22 protein-coding genes and 2 pseudogenes are annotated in these 22551 nt (G+C 59.9%); 15 read left to right on the top strand and 9 right to left on the bottom strand.

The window, feature by feature from the left end:
• Nucleotide 1: 1 nt before the first annotated feature.
• Nucleotides 2-1837, top strand: coding sequence for a glutamine--fructose-6-phosphate transaminase (isomerizing) (glmS, locus tag ACOKS3_RS29240; RefSeq protein WP_103448398.1), 1836 nt, complete (start codon nucleotides 2-4; stop codon nucleotides 1835-1837).
• A gap of 444 nt (nucleotides 1838-2281) precedes the next feature.
• Here glmS and ACOKS3_RS29235 read toward each other — a convergent pair.
• A pseudogene (locus tag ACOKS3_RS29235) lies at nucleotides 2282-2833 on the bottom strand (IS3 family transposase); the annotation flags it as partial.
• Between the two features lie 141 nt (nucleotides 2834-2974).
• Here ACOKS3_RS29235 and ACOKS3_RS29230 point away from each other — a divergent pair.
• From ACOKS3_RS29230 to ACOKS3_RS29215, 4 genes are all read left to right on the top strand, one after another.
• Complete coding sequence (locus ACOKS3_RS29230) at nucleotides 2975-3478, top strand: hypothetical protein (protein ID WP_103448400.1); 504 nt, start codon at nucleotides 2975-2977, stop codon at nucleotides 3476-3478.
• Between the two features lie 284 nt (nucleotides 3479-3762).
• Nucleotides 3763-4653 (top strand): LysR family transcriptional regulator ArgP, encoded by an 891-nt coding sequence (locus ACOKS3_RS29225; RefSeq protein WP_103448401.1) that lies wholly within the window; start codon nucleotides 3763-3765, stop codon nucleotides 4651-4653.
• 566 nt (nucleotides 4654-5219) lie between these two features.
• On the top strand, nucleotides 5220-6116 hold the full coding sequence (locus ACOKS3_RS29220) for a polysaccharide pyruvyl transferase family protein (RefSeq protein ID WP_103448403.1): 897 nt from the start codon (nucleotides 5220-5222) through the stop codon (nucleotides 6114-6116).
• A gap of 89 nt (nucleotides 6117-6205) precedes the next feature.
• Nucleotides 6206-6337: a hypothetical protein gene (locus ACOKS3_RS29215; protein ID WP_258035890.1), complete on the top strand. Its 132-nt coding sequence runs from the start codon at nucleotides 6206-6208 to the stop codon at nucleotides 6335-6337.
• 548 nt (nucleotides 6338-6885) lie between these two features.
• On the opposite strand, the gene ACOKS3_RS29210 is transcribed toward ACOKS3_RS29215, so the two are convergent.
• On the bottom strand, nucleotides 6886-7311 hold the full coding sequence (locus tag ACOKS3_RS29210) for an anti-virulence regulator CigR family protein (protein ID WP_258035891.1): 426 nt from the start codon (nucleotides 7309-7311) through the stop codon (nucleotides 6886-6888).
• A 164-nt stretch (nucleotides 7312-7475) separates the two neighbouring features.
• Here ACOKS3_RS29210 and ACOKS3_RS29205 point away from each other — a divergent pair, with 164 nt between their 5' ends.
• The 4 genes and pseudogenes from ACOKS3_RS29205 to ACOKS3_RS29190 all read left to right on the top strand — a co-directional run bounded on the left by ACOKS3_RS29205 (nucleotide 7476) and on the right by ACOKS3_RS29190 (nucleotide 10302).
• The gene (locus ACOKS3_RS29205) at nucleotides 7476-7898 is read left to right on the top strand and encodes a hypothetical protein (protein WP_103448404.1); all 423 of its coding nucleotides are present in this window, start codon (nucleotides 7476-7478) and stop codon (nucleotides 7896-7898) included.
• A gap of 66 nt (nucleotides 7899-7964) precedes the next feature.
• Nucleotides 7965-8075, top strand: a pseudogene (locus ACOKS3_RS29200) (SAM-dependent methyltransferase); the annotation flags it as partial.
• 161 nt (nucleotides 8076-8236) lie between these two features.
• Complete coding sequence (gene tcuC, locus ACOKS3_RS29195; protein ID WP_422763597.1) at nucleotides 8237-9535, top strand: MFS transporter; 1299 nt, start codon at nucleotides 8237-8239, stop codon at nucleotides 9533-9535.
• An 8-nt stretch (nucleotides 9536-9543) separates the two neighbouring features.
• Nucleotides 9544-10302, top strand: a complete 759-nt coding sequence (locus tag ACOKS3_RS29190; RefSeq protein WP_422763596.1) for a substrate-binding domain-containing protein — start codon at nucleotides 9544-9546, stop codon at nucleotides 10300-10302.
• Here ACOKS3_RS29190 and ACOKS3_RS29185 read toward each other — a convergent pair.
• On the bottom strand, nucleotides 10288-11196 hold the full coding sequence (locus ACOKS3_RS29185; RefSeq protein ID WP_422763595.1) for a LysR family transcriptional regulator: 909 nt from the start codon (nucleotides 11194-11196) through the stop codon (nucleotides 10288-10290). The genes ACOKS3_RS29190 and ACOKS3_RS29185 overlap by 15 nt on opposite strands.
• A gap of 74 nt (nucleotides 11197-11270) precedes the next feature.
• On the bottom strand, nucleotides 11271-12671 hold the full coding sequence (gene lpdA, locus ACOKS3_RS29180) for a dihydrolipoyl dehydrogenase (RefSeq protein WP_422763594.1): 1401 nt from the start codon (nucleotides 12669-12671) through the stop codon (nucleotides 11271-11273).
• A gap of 219 nt (nucleotides 12672-12890) precedes the next feature.
• On the opposite strand from lpdA, the gene cfaB reads away from it, so the two are divergent.
• Nucleotides 12891-14075: a C17 cyclopropane fatty acid synthase CfaB gene (gene cfaB / locus ACOKS3_RS29175; protein WP_103448409.1), complete on the top strand. Its 1185-nt coding sequence runs from the start codon at nucleotides 12891-12893 to the stop codon at nucleotides 14073-14075.
• 47 nt (nucleotides 14076-14122) lie between these two features.
• Here cfaB and cls read toward each other — a convergent pair whose 3' ends face one another.
• Nucleotides 14123-15562, bottom strand: coding sequence for a cardiolipin synthase (cls, locus tag ACOKS3_RS29170; RefSeq protein ID WP_103448410.1), 1440 nt, complete (start codon nucleotides 15560-15562; stop codon nucleotides 14123-14125).
• Nucleotides 15563-15692: 130 nt separating this feature from the next.
• Between cls and ACOKS3_RS29165 the strand changes: the two genes are divergently transcribed.
• Nucleotides 15693-16220 (top strand): DUF3617 domain-containing protein, encoded by a 528-nt coding sequence (locus ACOKS3_RS29165; protein ID WP_060483822.1) that lies wholly within the window; start codon nucleotides 15693-15695, stop codon nucleotides 16218-16220.
• Nucleotides 16221-16223: 3 nt separating this feature from the next.
• Here ACOKS3_RS29165 and folE2 read toward each other — a convergent pair whose 3' ends face one another.
• Nucleotides 16224-17111, bottom strand: coding sequence for a GTP cyclohydrolase FolE2 (gene folE2 / locus ACOKS3_RS29160; RefSeq protein ID WP_422763593.1), 888 nt, complete (start codon nucleotides 17109-17111; stop codon nucleotides 16224-16226).
• Nucleotides 17112-17133: 22 nt separating this feature from the next.
• Complete coding sequence (locus ACOKS3_RS29155) at nucleotides 17134-17514, bottom strand: glutamine synthetase (RefSeq protein WP_103448412.1); 381 nt, start codon at nucleotides 17512-17514, stop codon at nucleotides 17134-17136.
• Nucleotides 17515-17626: 112 nt separating this feature from the next.
• Here ACOKS3_RS29155 and zigA point away from each other — a divergent pair, with 112 nt between their 5' ends.
• Genes zigA through ACOKS3_RS29140 form a run of 3 tightly spaced genes read left to right on the top strand, consistent with a single transcriptional unit; the run spans nucleotide 17627 to nucleotide 20466 of the window.
• Nucleotides 17627-18835, top strand: a complete 1209-nt coding sequence (gene zigA / locus ACOKS3_RS29150; protein ID WP_422763592.1) for a zinc metallochaperone GTPase ZigA — start codon at nucleotides 17627-17629, stop codon at nucleotides 18833-18835.
• Complete coding sequence (locus ACOKS3_RS29145; protein ID WP_103448414.1) at nucleotides 18832-19458, top strand: DUF1826 domain-containing protein; 627 nt, start codon at nucleotides 18832-18834, stop codon at nucleotides 19456-19458. Before zigA ends, ACOKS3_RS29145 begins: the two co-directional genes overlap by 4 nt.
• A gap of 39 nt (nucleotides 19459-19497) precedes the next feature.
• Entirely contained in the window at nucleotides 19498-20466 is a 969-nt protein-coding gene (locus tag ACOKS3_RS29140) for a CobW family GTP-binding protein (protein WP_422763591.1), read from the top strand.
• A gap of 3 nt (nucleotides 20467-20469) precedes the next feature.
• Here the strand turns inward: ACOKS3_RS29140 and ACOKS3_RS29135 are convergent, their stop codons facing one another.
• Nucleotides 20470-20862, bottom strand: coding sequence for a DUF3301 domain-containing protein (locus tag ACOKS3_RS29135; protein WP_103448416.1), 393 nt, complete (start codon nucleotides 20860-20862; stop codon nucleotides 20470-20472).
• 120 nt (nucleotides 20863-20982) lie between these two features.
• Here ACOKS3_RS29135 and pdxY point away from each other — a divergent pair, with 120 nt between their 5' ends.
• Complete coding sequence (pdxY, locus tag ACOKS3_RS29130; RefSeq protein ID WP_422763590.1) at nucleotides 20983-21855, top strand: pyridoxal kinase PdxY; 873 nt, start codon at nucleotides 20983-20985, stop codon at nucleotides 21853-21855.
• Here the strand turns inward: pdxY and ACOKS3_RS29125 are convergent.
• Nucleotides 21852-22337 carry an acyl-CoA thioesterase gene (locus ACOKS3_RS29125; RefSeq protein ID WP_103448418.1) on the bottom strand — a complete coding sequence of 162 codons (486 nt, stop codon included), beginning with the start codon at nucleotides 22335-22337 and terminating at the stop codon, nucleotides 21852-21854. The genes pdxY and ACOKS3_RS29125 overlap by 4 nt on opposite strands.
• Nucleotides 22338-22551 lie beyond the last annotated feature (214 nt).

Raw genomic sequence — 22551 nt, 5'->3', positions numbered from 1 at the left:
CATGTGTGGAATCGTTGGTGCCGTAGCCGAGCGCAACATCACTGCCATTCTCATCGAAGGCCTCAAGCGTCTTGAGTACCGTGGGTACGACAGTGCCGGCCTGGCCGTCTACACCCAGCAGGGCGAACTGCAGCGCCGCCGTCGCATCGGCAAGGTCGCCGAACTGGAGGCGGCTGTTGCTGCCGAGCCGCTGAACGGTCAGCTGGGCATCGCCCATACCCGTTGGGCCACCCATGGTGCACCGACCGAAGGCAATGCTCACCCGCATTTCTCCGGTAGCGAAGTGGCCGTTGTTCACAACGGCATCATCGAGAACCACGAAGAGCTGCGTGAAGAACTCAAAGGCTTGGGTTATGTCTTCACCTCGCAGACCGATACCGAAGTTATCGTGCATCTGATCCACCACACCCTGAAGACCATTCCGGACCTGGCCGATGCGCTGAAATCCGCAGTTAAGCGCCTGCACGGAGCCTATGGCCTGGCACTGATCAGCGTGAAACAGCCTGACCGCCTGGTCGCCGCGCGCAGCGGTAGCCCACTGGTGATCGGCCTGGGCCATGGCGAGAACTTCCTGGCTTCCGACCAATTGGCCCTGCGCCAGGTCACCGACCGCTTCATGTACCTGGAAGAAGGCGACATTGCCGAGATCCGCCGCGACCAGGTGAAGATCTGGGACCAGGCTGGCAAGCCGGTACAGCGTGAAACCGTGAGATACCACGAAGGCACCGAAGCCGCCGACAAAGGCGCCTATCGCCACTTCATGCTCAAAGAGATCCATGAGCAGCCGACCGTGGTCCAGCGCACCCTGGAAGGCCGCTTGGGCAAGGACCACGTGATGGTCCAGGCTTTCGGCCCGCAGGCTGCCGAGCTGTTCGCCAAAGTGCGCAACGTGCAGATCGTCGCCTGCGGTACCAGCTACCACGCCGGCATGGTCGCCCGTTACTGGCTGGAAAGCCTGGCTGGCATTCCTTGCCAGGTCGAAGTGGCCAGCGAGTTCCGTTATCGCAAGGTGGTGGTGCAGCCAGACACCCTGTTCGTCTCGATCTCCCAGTCCGGCGAAACCGCCGACACCCTTGCCGCCCTGCGCAATGCGAAGGAACTGGGTTTCCTCGGTAGCCTGGCCATTTGCAACGTCGGCATCAGCTCGTTGGTACGTGAGTCCGATCTGACCCTGCTGACCCTGGCTGGCCCGGAAATCGGCGTGGCTTCGACCAAGGCCTTCACCACTCAGCTGGTTTCGCTGATGCTGCTGACCCTGGCCCTGGGCCAGGTGCGTGGCACCCTCGAAGCGGGTGTCGAAGCCGGGTTGGTGGAAGAGCTGCGCCGCCTGCCAGCGCGCCTGGGCGAGGCCCTGGCCATGGACAGCACCGTGGAGAAAACCGCCGAGCTGTTCGCCGACAAGCATCACACCCTGTTCCTCGGCCGTGGTGCGCAGTACCCGGTGGCCATGGAAGGTGCGCTGAAGCTCAAGGAAATTTCCTATATCCACGCCGAAGCCTACCCGGCCGGTGAGCTCAAGCACGGCCCGCTGGCGTTGGTGGACAGCGACATGCCAGTGGTGACCGTGGCGCCGAACAACGAACTGCTGGAGAAGCTCAAGTCCAACCTGCAGGAAGTGCGTGCCCGTGGTGGCGAGCTGGTGGTGTTCGCCGACGAGAACGCCGGCATGAGCAACGGCGAAGGCACCCACGTGATCAAGGTGCCGCATATTGCTGACGAGCTGGCGCCGATCCTCTACACCATCCCGCTGCAGCTGCTGTCGTACTACGTGGCCGTGCTCAAGGGTACTGATGTCGACCAGCCGCGCAACCTGGCGAAGTCGGTGACGGTGGAGTAAGCGTTTTTCTATCTGCAAGAACGTTGGTTTCCGACAATAAAAGCGGTACCGCGACAATAAAAGCTGTCATGCGCGACTGCGGCCTCCCATAGGGGCCGCGGTCGCGTGGGTCGGCGCGACACAGTTACGTTATCCAAGCAGTCTCAGCATGCTCTCCATACCGCGTTTGCAAATTCAGCCTGAAGAGTCAATTCGCTCGTATCTGGAACGTTCTTTGTTCCTCTGCTGGGAGTCTCATGCTGTCGACGACATCCGTAAATTTCAAAATAAGGTACGCCTGGGAACAGGAACATGGTGTACATGTGCCGATCCTCCGGCCAGGGTGAGATGGCCAAAGCCGGAATTGACTTATGACTGTCCTGACTTCGTATTTAGTGCTGGTGATCGCCAAGTTGACGAATACGGGCGAAAAAAAGCGTCTGCTCAGTCCCAGAGCCCCGCTCTACTAAATTGACTGCCTTGGTCTGAATGAATCATCACTTGCTGCTGTGGCTTGCGGCGCCACACGGCCATCAACATCGCGTCAATCGCCAGGTCGCGGCACATCCTGGGCTTCATTGACCAGCCAATCACTTGGCGGGAAAACAGATCTAGCACTACCGCCAGGTACAGCCATCCTTCATAGGTGCAAATGTATGTGATGTCTGTCACCCAGACCTTGCTCGGCTCACTGACCTTGAACTGGCGCGCAAGGTGGTTTGGCGAGGCTACGGTTGGCTTTCCGCCATAAAATCCTGGGCGCCGCCGATAGCCCGTTTGCGAGCGCAGCCCCTCTGCCTGCAGCAAGCGCCCCACCCGATTTCGCCCGCAGGTTTCTCCCAGTTCACGCAGGTCATCGTGAATTTTGCGACAGGCGTACACACCACCACTTTCCAGCCAAGCTTGCTTGATCAAGCCAAGTAGCCGTTGGTCTTCTTAGGCTCGGGCAGACCGAGGCTCGGCCAGCCAGGCGTAGTAGCCGCTGGGATGCACCTTGAAGGTTTGGCAAAGGCGACGTCGGTACTGAGAAGGCTATGTGAAGGGCGGCTCTGCTGTCGGTATCGTGATGACGTCGAGGTGGGCGCACGCTATGCTTTATCAATTTTGCTAATGCCTAATATAAGTATGTGATAGGCAATACGACGGAGGACCGCCAGGATGGCCAAATCGAGCCAGAAAAGCATGCGAGATCTGCTGCTGCAGCAGTATGACAAAGAGATCGGAGCGTCCTACGACAAGCAGTTCATGGAGTTTATGAGCTATCTGTCGCGCGGCGGGGACAACCCGAAAGCAATCTGCGGTCGTTGTGGGGCTGAATGCGGTGCAGCCCACAAGCGCGCCAAGCGTGGGCTTGTGATTGCTGCCTTGGAGCGTGAAAAGGAAGCGGGCATGGACATAACGCCCACTGTCGCTGGCCACGTATTCGAACGCCTGATCGGACGGGGAATGGATGACCGTGCCGCGTCTGCTCACTTCGCGACACCAGGTCGAACAGCAGCGAACAAGTCGACGCTCACCGCTGAAGACTTTGCCGAGCTGGAAGCGCGTCTCGCCGGTGAGGTGGTAGAGCTGATGGATAAGATGGAGGAAATCAGGGAGCGCCATCGGGACATTTATCGGGACCGAGTAAAGGCCGCCACGGCAGAGCTTGTCACGTCTTAACAGTAGGCTGGCACTGCATCTTTGAAATTGCTTTCCACTCGCCTACAAGGGCACGCTCTCGGCCTTGAGCTGCCGCAGCACAAAGCTGGACACGGAGTGGCGAAACACCTCATGGGATATACGTGAGTGAGATGCCGTATTCGCCATAAGTTGTGGATATGTCAATGTATATACCCATATTTTCAGCTATCTCCGCGCGCATTGACAGGATATGGGTAACTCCCGATCATTCCACCGAAACCCGTCAAGAGCGGGTTTTCGTGTTTCTGTACCCAGGAAAAACCATGTTCGACTACAAATTGCTCTCGGCTCTGGCGGCGGTGGCCGAACAGGGAAGTTTCGACCGCGCCGCCCAGGTTCTCGGCCTATCGCAGTCCGCCGTTTCACAGCGGATCAAGCTGCTCGAGGCGCGTACCGGGCAACCCGTCCTGATCCGTGGTACGCCGACCGTGCCGAGCGAGATCGGCCAGCGTCTGCTCCACCATGTGCAGCAGGTTCGCCTGCTCGAGCGCGACCTCCACGGCCAGCTGCCCCAGCTCGATGAGGAAACCGTCCCCGATCGGCTGCGCATCGCCCTGAGCGCGGACAGCCTATCCACCTGGTGGGCAGCCGCCGTCGGCGAATTCTGCGTCGAGCGCGGTTTGCTCCTGGACCTGGTGGTGGTTGACCAGGAGGTGGGACTGAACCGCATGCGATCGGGAGACGTAGCCGCGTGCTTGTGCAGCAGCGAGCGCAGCGTCGCAGGGACAAAAAGCGTCCTGCTCGGGCATATGCGCTACCGGCCGATCGCAAGTCCAGCGTTCGTCGCGCGGCACTTCCCGCAAGGGTTCGACATCGCGCGTCTGGCTCGGGCGCCGGCTCTGGTTTACGGGCCAGATGACCTGCTGCAGCAGCGTTACATGGCGGAGCAGGGGATCGAGGATTACCTCCACCACCTATGCCCGTCGTCCCAGGGCTTCGTCCAGATGGCTGAGGCGGGGATCAGCTGGGGGCTGATACCCGAGATGCAAGTGAAGGGACAGCTCGCCGCCGGCACCCTGGTCGACATCAACCCGGACGGCTGCGTCGACGTGGCCATGTATTGGCACCACTGGCGGCAGGGCGGCAAGCTGCTGGCCGACCTGACAGCCCACCTGGTACGTCACGCCGGAGCATTGCTGCAACCCATCGCGTAGGGCCTCAATCGCACCCCATCGCCAGAACGAACCACAGCAGCGCCCAAGCCGCTCACTCCAGTCAGCCATCACACGCTGCTGTCACGGCGTCAGATCGTCAGGTTTTGGATGGGCGGCACAAGCGAGAAGGCCAGCCAAGCAGGTCTGTACATGAAGAATTCTTCACGACAATCCGTGGTATCGGATGTGGCCAACAAACTCCGAAAGGGGTAAGGTGCGCGCCGTTCCGGAGGGGAGAGCACTGATTCGGTTCCTGTGATTGCTCATTTGATTTCCCCCGTTTGGTGTGTGGACCCCTCCCTCTGGAATACCAGCTTGTCGACCTCCTACCTAACGCATATTTGCCTTAGGTTCTCCACTGACAAGATGGCAGCCCTTCAAGGCGCCCTCCTGGGCGCTTTTTTTCGCCTAGTGCCCAGCAGCCATCGGCACCGGCAGTTGCAGAATGGCGAGCAGCACCAGGAGCATCACGATCCCCAGCGCAGGTCCCACAGGGCCGTCCAGAATCCGGCGCAGATCGGTCGTAGGAGAGAGAAAAGGCGGATTTCATTTATGGGGCCTCGGTGATGTCGGGAATTCTCCGGAGGTGTGAAGATTGCGTCGTCACGACCGAAATGGTCTATGATCCGCGCGTTTTTTTGCTTAACAAGGGTATAGAAGTGAGCAAGATCAAGCTGTACTGGTGTCGCGGAAGCGGGCGTAAAAACCCGAATCAACAGAATTTCGGCGATTACCTGTCGGCAGAGGTGGTGGAGTTCGCCTCAGGGAAGAAAATTGTGTGGGCCCCGGTAAAATCGGCCGACATGATCGCTATCGGAAGCGTCCTCGGACGCGAGAGCAAAGCCAAATTCCTCTGTTTCCCGCGCAAGCTACACATCTGGGGCACAGGCACCGGTGTGGCCGAAGAACGGTTCTCCGGTCGGCACCATTACCACGCTGTCCGTGGCCAGCTCTGCGCTGATCGCATTCACGACACGCGCGTCCCGCCCGTATTGGGCGACCCAGGCCTCCTGTCGCCGGCAATCGTCAAGAAACCGAGCCGCAAGAGCGCCCGCATCGGGATCATCCCGCACATCCACGACCGGACGTCCCCGGTGATCCAGGATCTGCGTCGACGCCTATCAGGATCGCGGGTCATTGACGTCTTCTCGCCGGTGAAGCAGGTGCTGGCTGAGATTGCATCTTGCGACTTCATTTTGTCGACCAGCCTCCATGGTCTGATCGTCGCGGACTCCTACGGGGTGCCGAACAAGTGGATGGTCATGGAGCGCAACCCGCACTGGGAATTCAAGTTTCAAGACTACTACTCGTCGTTTGGCATAGCGGGTACAGAGCCAGTGACACCGAAGCAGATCCTCAAGAACGCGAGCTGGACCATCGAAGGCAGTATCGGCAATTACCACCGACCAGGACTGGAAGCGATGCAGGAAAACCTGCTGCACGTTTTCCCGAAAAGCCTTTAGCCTAACGCATAGATGATCTAAGCGTTGACTCAAATTCTGGGCGTCTGTAGGGTTGCGCCACAGTTGCTTAACACATACATGAGATAACCATGAAAAAGATCGCTATTGCCGGCCTCGTTGCCTTTCTGTCCGTTGCCTCGTTCACTGCTTCGGCCTGCCCGCGCGGTACCCATCCGCATGGCGGCACCGGTTCGCACCACAACGGCGGCTGGTGCTCGTAAGTAGCCCAGGCGGTACCAGGAACCCCGGCCCACGTAGCCGGGGTTTTTCATAAGGGATACCGGTCTACGGAATACTCCAGCAGCAGGAGAGATGTCGAGGAGTTGTACCGGATAGTGGTGGAAGGCCCTAGAGGGACGAAACGGAAGGACCTCTATTGTCCTCTAGAAGTGCCGGCTGCGCGCACATCCGAAAAAACGCGGAGCGTTTGAGGGCATCAAGCTTTAGATAAAAAGCAGATCGCCGAGCTATCGAGAAAAGACATAAAAATCAGTTATTTATGGTCATTTACGGACTTTATTGTCTGTATGTTTGACTCGATACCTAGGAGTCGCAGGCTAAGACAGGTTGGCGAGAATGTCAGAAAGGTCCACAGCCTGCGTTCCGTAAGGCACTGAAAATACAGTCTTTATTGAGGAAAACTAAACGTTGGCTTTAGAAAATTAAAACTGTCGCAGGAGCCGGTGAGGTTCACCTCATCGCCTCCTGCGATGCTCCCGGCCCTTCGCTGGCTCTAAACTCCTTCACCCTTCCTGCACCCTGGGGAACTTCAATCCAGCACGTTGTGCAGTACCTCATAGATTACACCCGAGGCAATAGCTACAAGCAGTAGGTCAGCTCCGGCTTGTTGCCACTCATAGCCATCGTAATGAGGAAGTCGATTGATCAGCCTGCTGTCCAGTTTTTTGGCAATTCCGGGCGGGAGAGGTTTGCCGCGTGCCAGATTCTTCTGGATCCCTGGAGGTAGAGAGGAGGCTGGACTCCAGTAATCGCGGTTGTCGTTGAGGATGACCCGCACCCCGCCCAAATCGACAGAAGGTCCACTCTGCCAGCCGTTAGCACTGCCTTGATGCCTTTGGTTGTCGTGCTGATTTCCCTTGTCGTGACCTTTCCCTTTTCCGGGATCTGCCAACAACATCGGGCTCAAACCCATTACCAGCGACAGCACTACGGCAAAATTCAATTTCTTACCCACGTGAACAGTCCTTGGTCATTTATCTAACCAGAGCGTAGTCAACCTGTTATCGAAGGCAATGCTCTTAACGGGGCAGCATTCTGTCGGAATGCGAGAACCTCACCGCGCTCTCTTGGTCAAAGAGTCACATTAGCTTCCCCCACGCCTCTGGATGCGAATAAAAAATGAGAAAACCCCTTCTTGCTGCCTTTGCTTGTGCATTGGTACTCGGGTTGACGGCATTCGTGCCCGCTGACCTATCCCCGATGGGTTCTGCCTACGCCAAAGGTGGCGGCGGTGGCGGTGGCAACGGCGGCGGACATGGGGGTGGTCATGCAGGTGGTATGGGAGGGCACAACGGAAATGGAATGAGCGCTGGAAGCGATCACGAAGGCAAGGCAACACGCGATCATGGAGCAAGCGGCAACCATTACGGGAGCTCGCGCAACAGTGATAAAGGTCACGGAACCACCACCTCGGGTGTCGCCCACTCCAAAGATACTCGCGGCTTGGCCAAATCCACAGCCATCTCTCGAACCACTCCAGGCGAGCACAATTCCAGAGGTCTAAGCAACGCCACGGTATCTTCTTCAAAGAACGATCGGTGATTTGACAGATTCGATTGAGTGTCGCCCTTAGCGTTAAGAAGCCCAGCCTCTGCTGGGCTTTTTTGCATTGATACTTCTGGGCCGATGCTTGAAACCGCATAGCAGCAGTTAGCCGCAAACAGCCTGCTTGAAAAAACAGATCTGCATCTTGGCTACGTTGAAGACCTGGCGGCCGATGGATTCAGCGCCGTTGCGCACAATTTTCCCTGCCGCCCGCGCCCGATTGATCTCATCGGCGCATCAATTAATGAAAAATGAACGATTATCTCCAGCGCCGTTTTCGACGATCATTCCAGAAATAAGCACTTACAATTATTAAGAAACGCTGGAGATCCACCATGAGTCTGCCGTCACGCTCGGTGCCCGAGGGCAAGTCCAAGGCCGGTATGGTCTTCCGGGTTACGTCCGGAAACTTCCTCGAACAGTTCGACTTTTTCCTGTTCGGCTTCTATGCCACGCACATCGCGGCGGCCTTCTTCCCCGCGTCCAATGAATTCGCCTCGCTGATGATGACCTTCGCCGTGTTCGGCGCCGGCTTCCTCATGCGCCCGCTGGGTGCGGTGATCCTGGGGGCGTACATTGATGACGTGGGCCGACGCAAAGGGCTGATCGTCACCTTGGCAATCATGGCCAGCGGGACCTTGCTGATCGTGCTGGTGCCCGGCTACGCCAGCATCGGGCTATTGGCCCCGGCTCTGGTGCTGATCGGGCGCTTGCTGCAAGGGTTCTCGGCGGGTGCTGAACTGGGCGGTGTTTCGGTGTACCTGGCCGAAATGGCAACGCCTGGGCACAAGGGCTTCTACGCCAGCTGGCAGTCCGCCAGCCAGCAGGTGGCAATTGTCGTCGCTGCGGCGCTGGGCTTTGCGCTCAACGAATGGCTGTCTGCCGCCGAGATCGCCCAGTGGGGCTGGCGCGTGCCGTTTGCTGTGGGCTGCATGATCATCCCGGTGATCTTCCTGCTGCGTCGCAGCTTGCAGGAAACCGAGGAGTTCGCCGCACGCGAGCATCGCCCTACCATGAAGCAGGTGCTGGCGACGCTGGCCGCCAATTCCGGCATGGTGCTGTTCGGCATGCTGATGGTCGCCATGACCACCACCGCCTTCTACATGATTACGGTGTACGCGCCGACCTTCGGCAAGACAGTTTTGCAACTGAGTACCGGTGACGCGCTGCTGGTGACCTTGCTGACGGCGGTGTCGAACTTCATCTGGTTGCCCATCGGCGGTGCGCTCAGCGATCGCTTGGGGCGCAAGCCGCTGCTGCTGGCCATGTCGCTGATGACGATGATCACCGCCTACCCGGCACTGACCTATCTGGCCCAGGCGCCGAGCTTTGGCCACATGCTCGAAGTGCTGCTGTGGTTCTCCTTCCTGTACGGCATGTACAACGGTGCGATGATCCCGGCGCTGACCGAAATCATGCCGGTGGAAGTGCGGGTGGCAGGTTTTTCGCTGGCTTATAGCCTGGCGACTGCACTGTTCGGCGGTTTCACGCCGGCAATCTCGACCTGGATGATCCATGTCACCAATGACAAGGCGGCACCCGCCTACTGGATGATGTTTGCCGCGCTCTGTGCATTCGTCGCCACCTGGATGCTGTACCGTCGCCTGGCCAACCGCGCTCCGGTGGCTGTATGAGGACCTCGATGAAAGCGTTACTGGCTGTTGCTCTCCTGGCTGGCTGCAGCCTTGCCCAGGCTGCCGAACTGACCGTGATGACCTCGGGCGGCTTCACCGCCGCCTACAAGCAACTGGGGCCCAAGTATGCCGCGCAGAGCGGCGATACACTGGTCACTGTGCTCGGGCCCTCGATGGGCAAGGCCCCCGAGGCGATCCCCAATCGCCTCGCTCGTGGCGAGCACGCCGATGTGGTGATCATGGTTGGCTATGCGCTGGATGAGCTGATCCGCCAGGGCAAGGTCGACCCGGCTTCACGGGTCGAGCTGGCGGACTCGCGCATCGGCATGGTGGTCAAGCAGGGCCAGGCCAAGCCTGATATCGCCACTCCCGACCAGCTTAAGCAGACACTGCTGGCGGCCAAATCGGTGGCCTACTCGGACAGCGCCAGTGGCGTGTATATCGAGAAGGAGCTGTACAAGAAGCTGGGTATCGAGGACCGCCTGGTCGGCAAGAGCACCATGGTCGAGCGCATACCGGTGGCCTCGCAGGTGGCTCAGGGCAGCTATGAGCTGGGTTTCCAGCAGGTTGCCGAGTTGCTGCCCGTGCCGGGTGTGACCTTCGTTGGCAAGATTCCGGAAAGCCTGCAGTCGGTGACCCGCTTCGCCGCCGCTATTCCAAAAGGCGCCGAGCACCCAGCCGAGGCGAAACAGCTTCTGCAATACCTGGCTTCACCTGCCGTGCAGCCTGACGTACGTGCCACCGGCCTGGATTCAGTCGCCCGGTAATACGCCGGGCAGTTCCCGAATCAGCCTTACCATCTCGAGTGCCGCAGGCGTCAGCGTACGGCCGCGGCGCTTGAGCAGGCCCATCTTGCGGCTGACCTCGGGTTCGACCAGTGCAACGCTGGCGAGGATCGGATGCGGCGTTATCGGCAGCGCGATCGATGGCACCGCCGCAATACCCAGGCCTGCTTCGATCAGGCCGAGCAGGGTGGTCACATGCCTGGCTTCGCACACACTCTCTTTGCTGACCTGCATCCCGGCCAGCGCCCGATCCAGTACCAGACGGTTGCCTGACGATTTACCCAGGGTGATGTAGTCGTGTTCGTAGGCTTGTGCCCAAGTCACCTTCTCCAGCTTGGCCAGCGGGTGGTCCTGCCGGCAGGCGATGACATAACGCTCTTCGAGCAGGACACTGAACTCGATCTCCGGGGCAAGGTTGCCGGTGAAGCTCAGGCCGAAGTCCGCTTCGCCGGAGGCCACGGCGGCGCTGACTTCGTTGGCAGCGGCGTCGTACAGGTTGATACGCACTTTCGGGTATTGCGCATGGAAGGCGCGAATAGCATGGGGCATGAAGTAGTAGGCCGCCGACGGCACACAGGCAATGGTCAGGGTGCCGGTGCGCAGCGAGCCACCATCACCGACGCTGAGCAGCGCCAGATCCAAGTCGTCCAGCAGGCGTTCGACCTGGGGCAGGAAGGCGCGCCCGACATTGGTCAGCGACACCTTGCGCGTGGTGCGTTCGAGCAGCTTCACGCCCAACGCCGACTCGAGTTTTTCGATACGCCGGCTCAACGCCGACTGGGTGATGAGAATGGTATCGGCGGCGCGGCGAAAGCTGCCTTGTTCGACCACGGCACGAAAGGCCTGCAGGTCGTTCAGATCGAAATTGATGCTCACCCGGTGGGGCCCCGCTGGTTTGATCGAAAGCGTGCATCAATGGTATTTCGAAAAAACCGGCGGAGCCAGCTGGGTCAGATCTGCATCGCCATGCCGTGCACATTCATCGCGGCTTGGCGCAGGGCTTCGGAGCGGGTCGGGTGCGGGTGGCAGATCAGGGCGATGTCTTCAGCCGAGGCGGCGAACTCCATGGCCACGCAGAACTCGCCAATCATCTCGCTGACGCTCGGGCCGACCAGATGCACGCCGAGCACCTCATCGGTGTTGGCGTCGGCGATGACCTTGGCGAAGCCTTCGGTCTCATGGTTGATCTTGGCGCGGCTGTTGGCGGTGAAGGGGAACTTGCCGACCTTGTAGGCGCGGCCTTCGGCCTTCAGTTGCTCTTCGGTCTTGCCGACGGTGGCCAGTTCCGGACGGGTGTAGATCACGCCCGGGATCAGGTTGTAGTTCACTTCATGCGGCTTGCCGGCGATGCGCTCGATGCAGGCGACCGCTTCGTCTTCAGCCTTGTGCGCCAGCATCGGGCCAGAGGTGACATCGCCGATCACCCACACGCCTGGAACCGAAGTGCGGTGGTGCTCGTTGCTCAGCATGCCGCGCTTGTCGGTTTCCAGCCCTACGCTCTCAAGGTTCAGGCCCTTGGTATAAGGACGACGGCCGATCGCGACCAGCACGTAGTCGGCCTGCAGGGTTTCGGCGGCACCACCAGCTGCCGGCTCCAGGGTCAGGCTGACACCGTCGGCTTCAGTCTTCGCCTGGGTGACCTTGCTACCGAGCTTGAAGGCCATGCCTTGCTTGGCCAGGGCTTTCTGCAGGGTCTTGGCGGTTTCTTCATCGGTACCCGGGCAGATGCGGTCGAGGTACTCGATGACGGTGACCTGTGCACCCAGGCGGCGCCATACCGAGCCCAGTTCCAGGCCGATGACGCCGGCGCCGATCACCACCAGGTGCTTGGGTACCTGCGGCAGGGCCAGGGCGCCGGTGGAGTCGATGATGCGCTGGTTGTCGATGGTCACGCCGGGCAGGGGAGTGGGCTCGGAGCCTGTGGCGATGACGATGTCCTTGGCCTGCAGTGCGGTCTCGCTGCCATCTTCGGCCTTGACGATGACCTTGCCAACGCCATCCAGGCGGCCCCAGCCTTTGATCCAGTCGACCTTGTTCTTGCGGAACAGGTACTCGATGCCCTTGGTCAGGCCAGTCACGCTCTCGTCCTTCTGTTTCATCATCTGGGCGAGGTTGAGCGTCGGCTTCACTTCGATGCCAAGGTGAGCGAACTCGTCGCCGCTGGCCGCTTCGTAAAGCTCGGAGGCGTGCAGCAACGCTTTCGACGGCATGCAACCGACGTTGAGGCAGGTGCCACCGAGGGTCGAACGGCCTTCCACGCAAGCGACGCTCAGGCCCAGTTGGCCGGCGCGGATCGCTGCGTTGTAGCCGCCAGGGCCGCCGCCGATGATCACCACGTCATAGGATTTCATGGGTTTTGTACTCCAGATGAGGAAGCGCGAGAGGGGCATAAGGTTAAGCTGAGAAGGGTAGATTGTATACAATCCGTTGCTTTCATCAGATCAGTTGGTTCTAGACCTTGGTCGCGTTTAGGTCTGATCTTGAGGAAACCTCCCACGAATGAACTACTCTGTTCCGGCGACGTTCGAAATATCAGGCGTCGTGGCCTTATAGGGATAGGAGGAGTGTTCATGCTTGCTCAACTTCCACCGGCACTGCAAAGCCTGCATCTGCCACTGCGGTTTAAACTGTGGGACGGCAACCAGTTCGATCTGGGCCCAAGCCCGCAGGTCACCATCCTGGTCAAGGACCCACAGCTGATCGCTCAGTTGACGCATCCAAGCATGGACCAGCTGGGCACCGCGTTCGTGGAGGGCAAGCTGGAGCTGGAAGGTGACATCGGCGAAGCCATCCGCGTGTGCGACGAACTCAGCGAAGCACTGCTGACCGACGAGGACGAAGCTCCGCCGCAGCGTCTGGCCCACGACAAGAGCACCGACGCCCAGTCCATTTCCTACCACTATGATGTGTCCAATGAGTTCTATCAGCTGTGGCTGGATCAGGACATGGCGTATTCCTGCGCCTACTTCCGCGAGCCGGACAATACCCTCGATCAGGCCCAGCAGGACAAGTTCGACCACTTGTGCCGCAAGCTCCGCCTGGATGCCGGTGACTATCTGCTGGACGTGGGTTGCGGCTGGGGCGGGTTGTCTCGTTTTGCGGCACGTGAATATGGCGCCAAGGTATTCGGCATCACCTTGAGCAAGGAACAGCTGAAACTCGGACGTCAACGGGTCAAGGCCGAAGGCCTGGCCGAGCGTGTCGACCTGCAGATTCTCGACTACCGCGACCTGCCCCAGGATGGGCGTTTCGACAAGGTAGTCAGTGTTGGCATGTTCGAGCACGTAGGGCATGCCAACCTGCCCCTGTATTGCCAGAAGCTGTTCGGTGCGGTGCGCGAAGGTGGCCTGGTGATGAACCATGGCATCACCGCCAAACACATTGATGGCCGCCCGGTTGGACGAGGGGCGGGGGACTTCATCGACCGTTATGTATTCCCCAATGGCGAACTGCCGCACCTGTCCATGATCACAGCCAGCATCTGTGAGGCGGGGCTGGAGGTGGTGGACGTCGAGAGCCTGCGCTTGCACTACGCCAAGACACTCCATCACTGGAGCGAGAACTTGGAGAACCAGTTGCATAAAGCGGCGGCGCTGGTGCCAGAGAAGACCCTGCGCATTTGGCGCTTGTACCTGGCCGGCTGTGCCTATGCGTTCCAGAAGGGCTGGATCAACCTGCATCAGATTCTGGCCGTGAAGCCGTATGCCGATGGGCACCACGATCTGCCGTGGACACGGGAAGACCTTTATCGCTGATCATGCACCGAATGAAGAAAGGGCCGCATAAGCGGCCCTTTCTTCATTCAGAGGATGGGTGAAATCAGGCGCGCAATGCGCATCCCCAGCTGCTGGACACGATGGGTATCGCGGCTGTCTTCAGCAGTGATCTCGCGGGCCTGTTCGAAGTCGTCCAGCAGCATCGCTTCCACCTGGTCGGCGAACGGGCGGTCTACCGTCAGCAAGGTGATCTCGAAATTGAGCCGGAACGAGCGGTTGTCCAGGTTGGCGCTGCCGATCGCGCTGACCTCGTCATCCACCAGCACCACCTTCTGGTGCAGGAAGCCAGGCTGATAACGGAACATCCTTACCCCTGCACGTACTGCCTCGAATGCGAACAGGCTGGAGGCCGCATAGACGATCTTGTGATCGGGCCGAGACGGTATCAGCACGCGCACATCCACCCCGCGCAGCACCGCCAGGCGCAAGGCGGCGAACACGGCTTCATCCGGAATGAAGTAAGGGCTGGTGATCCATACCCGTTTGCTTGCCGAGTGGATGGCTTCGATGAAGAACAGCGAACAGGTTTCCTGCGGGTCTGCCGGGCCACTGGCCAGGGCTTGGCAGAGCACGCCGTTGTCGGGGTAGGTGTCCGGCAGGATCAAAGGTGGCAGCTCGCGCGTGGCCCAGTACCAGTCTTCGGCAAACGACTCCTGTAGGCAGGCCAGCACCGGGCCGCTGATCTGCACATGAGTATCGCGCCAAGGTGACAGGTGTGGATTCTTGCCGAGGTACTCGTCCCCTACGTTATGCCCACCGATGAAGCCGAGCAGGCCATCGACCACGACGATCTTGCGGTGGTTGCGGAAGTTGACCTGGAAGCGGTTGAACCATCCGCGGCGGGTCGCGAAGGCATGGATCTGCACACCGCCATCACGCAGTACCTGGCTGTAGCTGGCCGGCAGGGCATGGCTGCCGACACGGTCATACAGCACAAAAACCTTTACCCCCTCGGCCGCCTTGCGCAGTAACAACTGCTGCAGATCTTTGCCAAGGACATCGTCGTGGATGATGAAAAACTGCACCAGTACTGCTTCGCGTGCCTGCTCGATGGCGGCGAAGATGGCGTCAAAAGTGGCTTTGCCATTGATCAGCAGCTTCACTTGGTTATTGGCCAGGCAAGGCATTCGCCCGAGTTTCGGCATGGCACGCAAGGCCGCGTAGCTTTCCGACTCTCTGGCGGTGAGGGCTTCCTCAACCCACGGCCGCCAGTTGAGGTTGGCCATGGCCACGTGCATTTCCTGGTTGGCCTGGCGCCGGGCCTGGATGTAGGCGTAGAAGGATCGTGCTCCAAAGATCAGGTAGGGAATCAGCGTGAAGTAAGGAATGAAGAACAGCGACATGGCCCAGGCAATTGCGCCTTGGGCGGTACGCACGGTGAACACTGCATGTAACGCGGCGATCATGCCGAGCAAATGAATCAGGCCGAGCACGTAGCCGAAAAAGTAGGGGCTGTGGTAATCCATACGCATCCTGCTTGCCGAATACACAGCGGATAACAGAACACGTTCCACGTCCGCCTTGCAACCTGAAAGCGGATTTGGCGTCTAAGGCTGAGCCCGGCCCGTTGGCCGGTTTTTCGAGGAGCGTTCGTACATGAAGATTCGTCTGCCACTGTTGGCTCTGGCCTTGGGCCTGAGCAGCCCACTGGTGCATGCGCAGATGTTGCAGCCCGGTCTGTGGGAGCTGACTACCAGCAACATGCAGGTCGATGGCAAGCCGTTACCCGATATGCAGTTCATGCTCGGGCAGTTGAAGAACCTGCCACCGGAACAGCGGGCCATGATGGAAGGGGTACTGGCCAAGCAGGGGGTCACGATTGGTGGCAACGGGGTGCGTTCGTGCCTGACGCCTGAGCAGGTCCAGACCAACGATATTCCGTTGCAGGACCCGAAGTCGGGTTGTACCCAGAAAATTACCGATCGCACCGGAAATGTCTGGAAGTTCCAGTTCAGCTGCCCGAAGGCTCAGGGTACTGGCCAGGCGACATTCCTCAGCGACAAGGAATTCACTACGCAGGTCAACGGCACCTTCAATGCCTCGGGCGTTCAGCAGCAGGGCAGTATGAACACCCGGGCCGTATGGCTTGGCAACGACTGTGGAACAGTCAAACCCCGTACCTGAGTTTCACCACCGCCATTGGCTGCTGGCTACCGCATCGTGGGCATGCAGGCTCTCTGCATGTTCCACGCGGAGCTTGAAGGCGGTAGCCCACTGCAACTGCCGCAGCGACCGATGCAATCGCCGCGCGGCGTCCTCACAGAACATCAGGTTCTGCCCATTGGCTAAGGCGAACGCCTGTTCGTCTGCACGCTTTACGGCGGTCTGCACAGCCGTACCCAGGCTGACCTCAATCTGGTCGATCAATTCGGTTATGGGTATCGACGCCAGATTCTCCTGCAGGCGCACGCTGACCAGTGCCTGGCTGCGCTGGCTATGCGGCGTTGCGACGATGCCCTGGCTGCTGCCCAACCACTCCAGTACCGCGCTGCGCTCCAGGTGCTGCTCAGCGAAATCAGTCTCGAACTGCTGTTGAATCAGTTGCCTGGCCAGCGCTGCCGAGCACGGGCAAGTTGAGGAGTAAGGCACACGAGCAGATAGTTCCACGTGGAACATTTCATTTTCTATCTTCGCTTCCAGGGTGATCGGATAGCTCTTCCAACCTGCGAGTGGGCTGATCAAGGCTGGTCGTTTCAGCAGTTGCTCGAAAGCCAGGTTGAGATAAGCCGCGTTGGAGAGCCCTTCGTGGCTGGCGATAAAGTCCGCCAGAAGACGGCGAATGGCCAAGGGCGTCAATGGCTGCGGTTCAAGCGATTCCAATGCGAGGTAGAGGCGAGACATATGAATGCCCCGCGAAGCGCTATCCACCAAGCTGACACCGGCATTGGCCATGGCCGGAACCTGACGACCATCGATCTGGATGGGTAAGGCGATGCCGCACATGCCGACCCAATCCAATGGGACGGCGTGCTCTTGGGTCTGTATGGCAATGTCCGGAAGTGTCAGGCTAGTCATGGGGGATACCAGGCAAAAAGGGTCAGCGACATCCGCCGACCAGGCTGCAATGCAAGTTGAAACGTTGGCCACTGGAGCTGGACACGCGGTTGAACGTGGTCCAGCCAACACGGCGGCTGTATCCGAACCAGGCTTCACCATCGCTGGCCAAACCGGTGAAGAATGTCAGTGCGCCATAGCGGCTGTTGGTTTGCGACCAGAGTCGACTCGTCGTCGTGTCGAAGCCGCGCAGGTAAAGATGGCTGCCTTCGGTGCGCACGCTGTAGTAATTGCCATTGCCGTCCTGGCAGGCGAGTAGCGTTGCGCTGCGGGTACACAGCGCGAGCGAACTGCCTTGCGCCAATGCCAAGGCTGGCAGAGGCGCGAGAAGCAGCAGCAACAGGGCAGCACGTGGCAGGCTCATTTCCATCTCCGAATTACCCTTCCGACGAGTACAGCTTGGCGAAATTGTATTGTTACTTTATAACATTATGCAATGCATCGTTTCGAGTGCGTCCGCCTGAAGAGGTTTCACCATGTTCAATCGCCTCCCCGTCACCGTGCTTTCCGGCTTCCTCGGCGCCGGCAAGAGCACCTTGCTCAACCATGTGCTGCGTAATCGCGACAACCTTCGGGTCGCGGTGATCGTTAACGACATGAGTGAAATCAACATCGACGCCAGCGAAGTGCAGCGCAACGTCAGCCTCAACCGCGCAGAAGAAAAACTGGTCGAGATGAGCAACGGCTGCATCTGCTGCACCCTGCGTGAAGACCTGCTGGAGGAGGTCGCGCGACTGGCTGAGGAAGGCCGCTTTGACTATTTGCTGATCGAGTCCACCGGTATTTCGGAGCCGCTGCCGGTCGCCGAGACGTTTACCTTCCGCGACGAGCAAGGCCGCAGTCTGTCCGACATGGCGCGCCTGGACACCATGGTCACCGTGGTCGATGGCCTGAACTTCCTGCGCGATTATCAGCAAGCCGAAAGCCTGGCGAGCCGTGGCGAGACGCTGGGTGAAGACGATGAGCGTTCCATCAGCGACCTGTTGATCGAACAGGTCGAGTTCGCCGATGTGCTGCTGCTGAGCAAGATCGACCTGATCAGCCAGCACGAGCGCGAAGAACTCACCGCCATTTTGCGCAGCCTCAATGCCCGTGCGCAGATCGTGCCCATGGTCATGGGCCAGGTGCCGCTGGCGCGGATTCTCGATACCGGGCTGTTCGACTTCGACCAGGCTGCGCAGGCGCCAGGTTGGCTGCAGGAGTTGCGTGGGGCGCATATACCGGAAACCGAGGAGTACGGCATCGCGGCGACTACCTGGGAAGCTCGCCGGCCACTGCACCCGCAGCGCTTCTTCGACTTTATCCACAACACCTGGAGCAATGGTCGGCTGCTGCGTTCCAAGGGCTTTTTCTGGCTGGCCAGCAAATTCCAGGAAGCTGGCAGCTGGTCGCAGGCTGGCGGCATGATGCGCCATGGTCTGGCCGGGCGTTGGTGGCGTTTTGTTCCACGGGAGCATTGGCCGCAGGATGAGCAGAGCACGGCAGACATTCTCAAGCACTGGCACTACGAAACTGGTGACTGCCGTCAGGAGCTGGTGTTCATCGGGCAGAACATCGACTTCGCAAGGTTATCCACAGAGTTGGATGCTTGTTTGCTGAGTGATGAGGAAATGGCGCTCGGGCCGATGGCCTGGCTTCGCCTGCCGGATCCTTTCGGCCCATGGCATGCCGAGGAAGCAGCATGAGCCCGGCGTTGCGCCCTGTGGATATCCGCCAGGCTTTCGCGGAATCGCCAAAGGTGCTCACCGAGATCTTTCAGGATGGCGTGAACCTGGCCGTCTGGCAGCGCCGCTTGCCAGCACAGGTGGAAGACTTTGCTGCCTTGGTGGTGAGCCTCGGGCAGTCCCTGGCTGACCAGCGCGTACTCGATGTGAGCGAGCACGAACCGCCGCTATTGCCTGACCTGCTGCAGGAGGCTGCGGACCTGCATGGCTACGAGGGCTTTGTGGCCGATGTGAAGTGGCTGGTATCTGCCTACACCTGCCTGCTCGGCGCACGGCGGGTGGGGTTGCGGCTGCGGGTGCTGCAAGGTGCCATGTGCCCGCGCTTCCATGTGGATAACGTGCCCTTGCGCTTGCTGACTACCTACGTGGGCCCTGGCAGCGAATGGCTGGAAGAAGGCGCACTAGAGCGGGTGGGCCTGCACCTGGCACCGGCACCTGTGGATAACATTCGCACCTTGCAGGCGGGTGAGGTGGCTGTCCTCAAAGGGGAAAAATGGCTGGGCAATGAAGGCGCGGGACTTATCCACCGCTCGCCAGCCAGTGGGCAGCGGCGGCTGTTGCTCAGCCTTGACTGGCTGGCATGACGGGGCATAGTGGGGTGAATTCCCCATAGAAGCCCTGGCATGCTGCAGAACATCCCCACCCACGTCATCGCCGGCCCCTTGGGGGCCGGCAAGACCAGCCTGATCCGCCAGCTGATGGCCCAGCGCCCGGCAAACGAACGCTGGGCCGTGCTGGTCAACGAGTTTGGCCAGGTCGGGCTCGATGCGGCGTTGCTCAGCCGTGACGAGGACGGTATCGCCATTGGCGAGGTGGCCGGCGGCTGCCTGTGCTGCGTGAACGGCACTCCGTTCCAGGTCGGGCTTGGCCGCCTGCTGCGCAAGGCTCGGCCCGACCGGTTGTTCATCGAGCCTTCCGGACTGGGGCATCCCGTGCAGTTGCTGAACCAGTTGCAGCAGGCACCCTGGGTTGGGGTGCTGGCAGTGCAGCCGTTGGTGATGGTGCTGGATGCTCAGGCACTGGCCCGAGGTGAGCCATTACCCGAGGCTCAGCAACAGGCCTTGCAAGCGGCAGCGTTGGTTCTGCTGAACAAGGCCGACGCTGTGGATGAAGATATTAAGTTGTTGATAAATAAAGATTTTTTAAATATCCACAAGGTTTGGACCCGGCAGGGTTTGGTCGAGCTCAACATGCTGCCTGTTTCATCCACAAGTCAAATCAGTGACAGTTCTGTGAATAGTTTGCCTGAAGCAAGTCTATCCACAGCGCCTTCAGCCCTGTGGATAGATCCTTCTCTGCCGATTTGTTCGGCTCAGGAAGGTGAGGGGGGTTGGAGCATAGGCTGGCGCTGGCACCCCAGTCAGCGATTCGAGCCACAGGGCTTGCAGGCGTTTCTCGGGGCCTGGCCATGGCGGCGCGCCAAGGGAGTTATCCACAGTGTCGATGGATGGCAGTCATTCAATGGGCTGGAAGGTGACTTGCCGCAGTGGCAGCCAAGCGGCTGGCGCAAGGACTCGCGCATCGAACTGATCTTCGAGCAGGCGCAGCCAGAGCCGCTGCTAAAGGCGGCTCTGGCGAAATGCCTGATCTGATTGTCAGTTGCGCCAGCGGTTGTGCTCCTGGCGCCACTGCTGCATCTCGATCACATTGTCAGCCCGTGGCGGCGTCTTGATCTCGAACGGGTAGGGTGCCAGTTCAATCTGGGCGCTGTGGGCGCCGAACTGGGTCACGGTCCCAGGGTGGCGTTGTTCCCCGGTCACGGTGAACTCGAAGGCATAGACCCGGGCCAGGCGCTTGCGGCCGTTGGCATCGCGGATGAACGCGATGCGCTTGAGCGCAACGGCGTCATCCAGCAGTTCCAGGTCGAGCTTTGCGCAGTGCTGTTTGACCCGCTCCAGGGCCTTCTCGCGCAGCCCATGGTTGTGCCATAACCAAGCGCCTGCCGTGGCCAACAACATCAGGACGAAGAGATTCTCCAGGGTCAACATTTACGTATGCTCCAAACAGGTCAAACCAGCTTAACTGCGTCCCTGGCCTGTCGTACAGGTGGCAATCGAGTCCATACTGCGCGCTGCACAATCCTTGAAACAGCTTTGGAATCCTCCCGCATGAAACGTACCCCGCATCTGCTCGCCATCCAGTCCCACGTGGTCTTCGGCCACGCCGGCAACAGCGCTGCGGTGTTCCCCATGCAGCGTATCGGGGTCAACGTCTGGCCCCTCAATACCGTACAGTTTTCCAATCACACTCAGTATGGCCAGTGGGCGGGCGAAGTGCTCGCTCCAGCGCAAATTCCTGCGTTGGTGGAGGGTATTTCCAACATCGGCGAACTGGGCCACTGCGACGCCGTGCTGTCTGGCTACCTGGGCAGCGCCGAGCAGGGCCGGGCAATTCTGGCTGGGGTCGAACGCATCAAGGCTGTGAACCCGAAGGCACTGTACCTGTGTGACCCGGTCATGGGCCATGCGGAAAAGGGCTGTATCGTTCCCCGGGAGGTCAGCGAGTTCCTGCTCGATGAAGCAGCCGCCAAGGCGGATATCCTTTGCCCCAATCAGCTGGAGCTGGACAGCTTCTGCGGCCGCCGTGCGCAATCGCTAGAGAACTGCGTCAGCATGGCGCGCAGCCTGCTCGAGCGCGGCCCACAAGTGGTGCTGGTCAAGCACCTGTCGTATCCGGGGCGTGCTGAGGATATGTTCGAGATGTTGCTGGTGACCCGTGAACAGAGCTGGCACCTGCGTCGCCCCCTGTTGGCCTTCCCGCGGCAACCGGTTGGCGTAGGTGACCTGACGTCGGGGATGTTCCTGGCCCGTGTGCTGCTGGGCGACAGCTGGCTACAGGCCTTTGAATTCACTGCGGCGGCCGTGCATGAGGTGCTGCTGGAAACCCAGGCTTGCACCAGCTACGAACTGCAGCTGGTGCGGGCCCAGGATCGCATTGCCCACCCGCGCGTGCGCTTCGAGGCGCAGCGCCTGGCTTACTAGATCGCGTCGGTTTTAAGGTCCTGGTAGCGCTTTTCCAGTTCCTGACGGATCTGGCGGCGCTGCTGGCCCTGCAGGAAGCGGCGCTTCTCTTCGCTGGAATGCGGCTGGCGAGGCGGCACCGGCACCGGGCGGCGGTTGTCATCGACTGCGACCATGGTGAAGAAGCAGCTGTTGGAATGGCGTACCGAGCGCTCGCGGATGTTCTCGGTGACCACCTTGATGCCCACTTCCATCGAGGTGTTGCCGGTGTAGTTGACCGAGGCGAGGAACGTTACCAGCTCGCCGACGTGAACCGGCTCGCGGAAGATCACCTGATCGACCGACAGGGTCACCACATAGCTGCCGGCATAGCGGCTGGCACAGGCATAGGCCACTTCGTCGAGGTACTTGAGCAGGGTGCCGCCGTGTACGTTGCCAGAAAAGTTGGCCATGTCCGGTGTCATCAGGACGGTCATGCTCAGCTCGGCGTTTCCAGGTTCCATAGTGTGCTCACGGTGAGATTGCGCTGAATCGGGGCGGGTATCTGCTGACACTTCTGTTTCCCCTCTAGAAGGTTTGCCTTCCTGAATTACGGGACGTTGCCGGACGCTCACTCGTCACGCCAATTAGGTCATCAGAAGCGGCTGTTCGGCCGATCTGTTTCTACATATTGCACCGGCTTTTTGCGGCGGGGTGCGATGTTAACCTGAGTACGCC

Origin of the sequence: Pseudomonas sp. HS6-2 (genome assembly GCF_049325675.2) — a bacterium.
Classification (GTDB): Bacteria; Pseudomonadota; Gammaproteobacteria; order Pseudomonadales; family Pseudomonadaceae; genus Aquipseudomonas; species Aquipseudomonas putida_N.
Note: the sequence above shows the minus strand (reverse complement) of the source record. Positions and strands in the feature narration are given on the sequence as shown.

What these genes read in the sequence shown, in the direction of transcription:
- glmS (WP_103448398.1), top strand. Translation starts at nt 2, where the DNA reads ATGTGTGGAATCGTTGGTGCCGTAGCCGAGCGCAACATCACTGCCATT.
- ACOKS3_RS29230 (WP_103448400.1), top strand. Translation starts at nt 2,975, where the DNA reads ATGGCCAAATCGAGCCAGAAAAGCATGCGAGATCTGCTGCTGCAGCAG.
- ACOKS3_RS29225 (WP_103448401.1), top strand. Translation starts at nt 3,763, where the DNA reads ATGTTCGACTACAAATTGCTCTCGGCTCTGGCGGCGGTGGCCGAACAG.
- ACOKS3_RS29220 (WP_103448403.1), top strand. Translation starts at nt 5,220, where the DNA reads ATGTCGGGAATTCTCCGGAGGTGTGAAGATTGCGTCGTCACGACCGAA.
- ACOKS3_RS29215 (WP_258035890.1), top strand. Translation starts at nt 6,206, where the DNA reads ATGAAAAAGATCGCTATTGCCGGCCTCGTTGCCTTTCTGTCCGTTGCC.
- ACOKS3_RS29205 (WP_103448404.1), top strand. Translation starts at nt 7,476, where the DNA reads ATGAGAAAACCCCTTCTTGCTGCCTTTGCTTGTGCATTGGTACTCGGG.
- tcuC (WP_422763597.1), top strand. Translation starts at nt 8,237, where the DNA reads ATGAGTCTGCCGTCACGCTCGGTGCCCGAGGGCAAGTCCAAGGCCGGT.
- ACOKS3_RS29190 (WP_422763596.1), top strand. Translation starts at nt 9,544, where the DNA reads ATGAAAGCGTTACTGGCTGTTGCTCTCCTGGCTGGCTGCAGCCTTGCC.
- lpdA (WP_422763594.1), bottom strand. Translation starts at nt 12,671, where the DNA reads ATGAAATCCTATGACGTGGTGATCATCGGCGGCGGCCCTGGCGGCTAC.
- cfaB (WP_103448409.1), top strand. Translation starts at nt 12,891, where the DNA reads ATGCTTGCTCAACTTCCACCGGCACTGCAAAGCCTGCATCTGCCACTG.
- cls (WP_103448410.1), bottom strand. Translation starts at nt 15,562, where the DNA reads ATGGATTACCACAGCCCCTACTTTTTCGGCTACGTGCTCGGCCTGATT.
- ACOKS3_RS29165 (WP_060483822.1), top strand. Translation starts at nt 15,693, where the DNA reads ATGAAGATTCGTCTGCCACTGTTGGCTCTGGCCTTGGGCCTGAGCAGC.
- folE2 (WP_422763593.1), bottom strand. Translation starts at nt 17,111, where the DNA reads ATGACTAGCCTGACACTTCCGGACATTGCCATACAGACCCAAGAGCAC.
- ACOKS3_RS29155 (WP_103448412.1), bottom strand. Translation starts at nt 17,514, where the DNA reads ATGAGCCTGCCACGTGCTGCCCTGTTGCTGCTGCTTCTCGCGCCTCTG.
- zigA (WP_422763592.1), top strand. Translation starts at nt 17,627, where the DNA reads ATGTTCAATCGCCTCCCCGTCACCGTGCTTTCCGGCTTCCTCGGCGCC.
- ACOKS3_RS29145 (WP_103448414.1), top strand. Translation starts at nt 18,832, where the DNA reads ATGAGCCCGGCGTTGCGCCCTGTGGATATCCGCCAGGCTTTCGCGGAA.
- ACOKS3_RS29140 (WP_422763591.1), top strand. Translation starts at nt 19,498, where the DNA reads ATGCTGCAGAACATCCCCACCCACGTCATCGCCGGCCCCTTGGGGGCC.
- ACOKS3_RS29135 (WP_103448416.1), bottom strand. Translation starts at nt 20,862, where the DNA reads ATGTTGACCCTGGAGAATCTCTTCGTCCTGATGTTGTTGGCCACGGCA.
- pdxY (WP_422763590.1), top strand. Translation starts at nt 20,983, where the DNA reads ATGAAACGTACCCCGCATCTGCTCGCCATCCAGTCCCACGTGGTCTTC.
- ACOKS3_RS29125 (WP_103448418.1), bottom strand. Translation starts at nt 22,337, where the DNA reads ATGGAACCTGGAAACGCCGAGCTGAGCATGACCGTCCTGATGACACCG.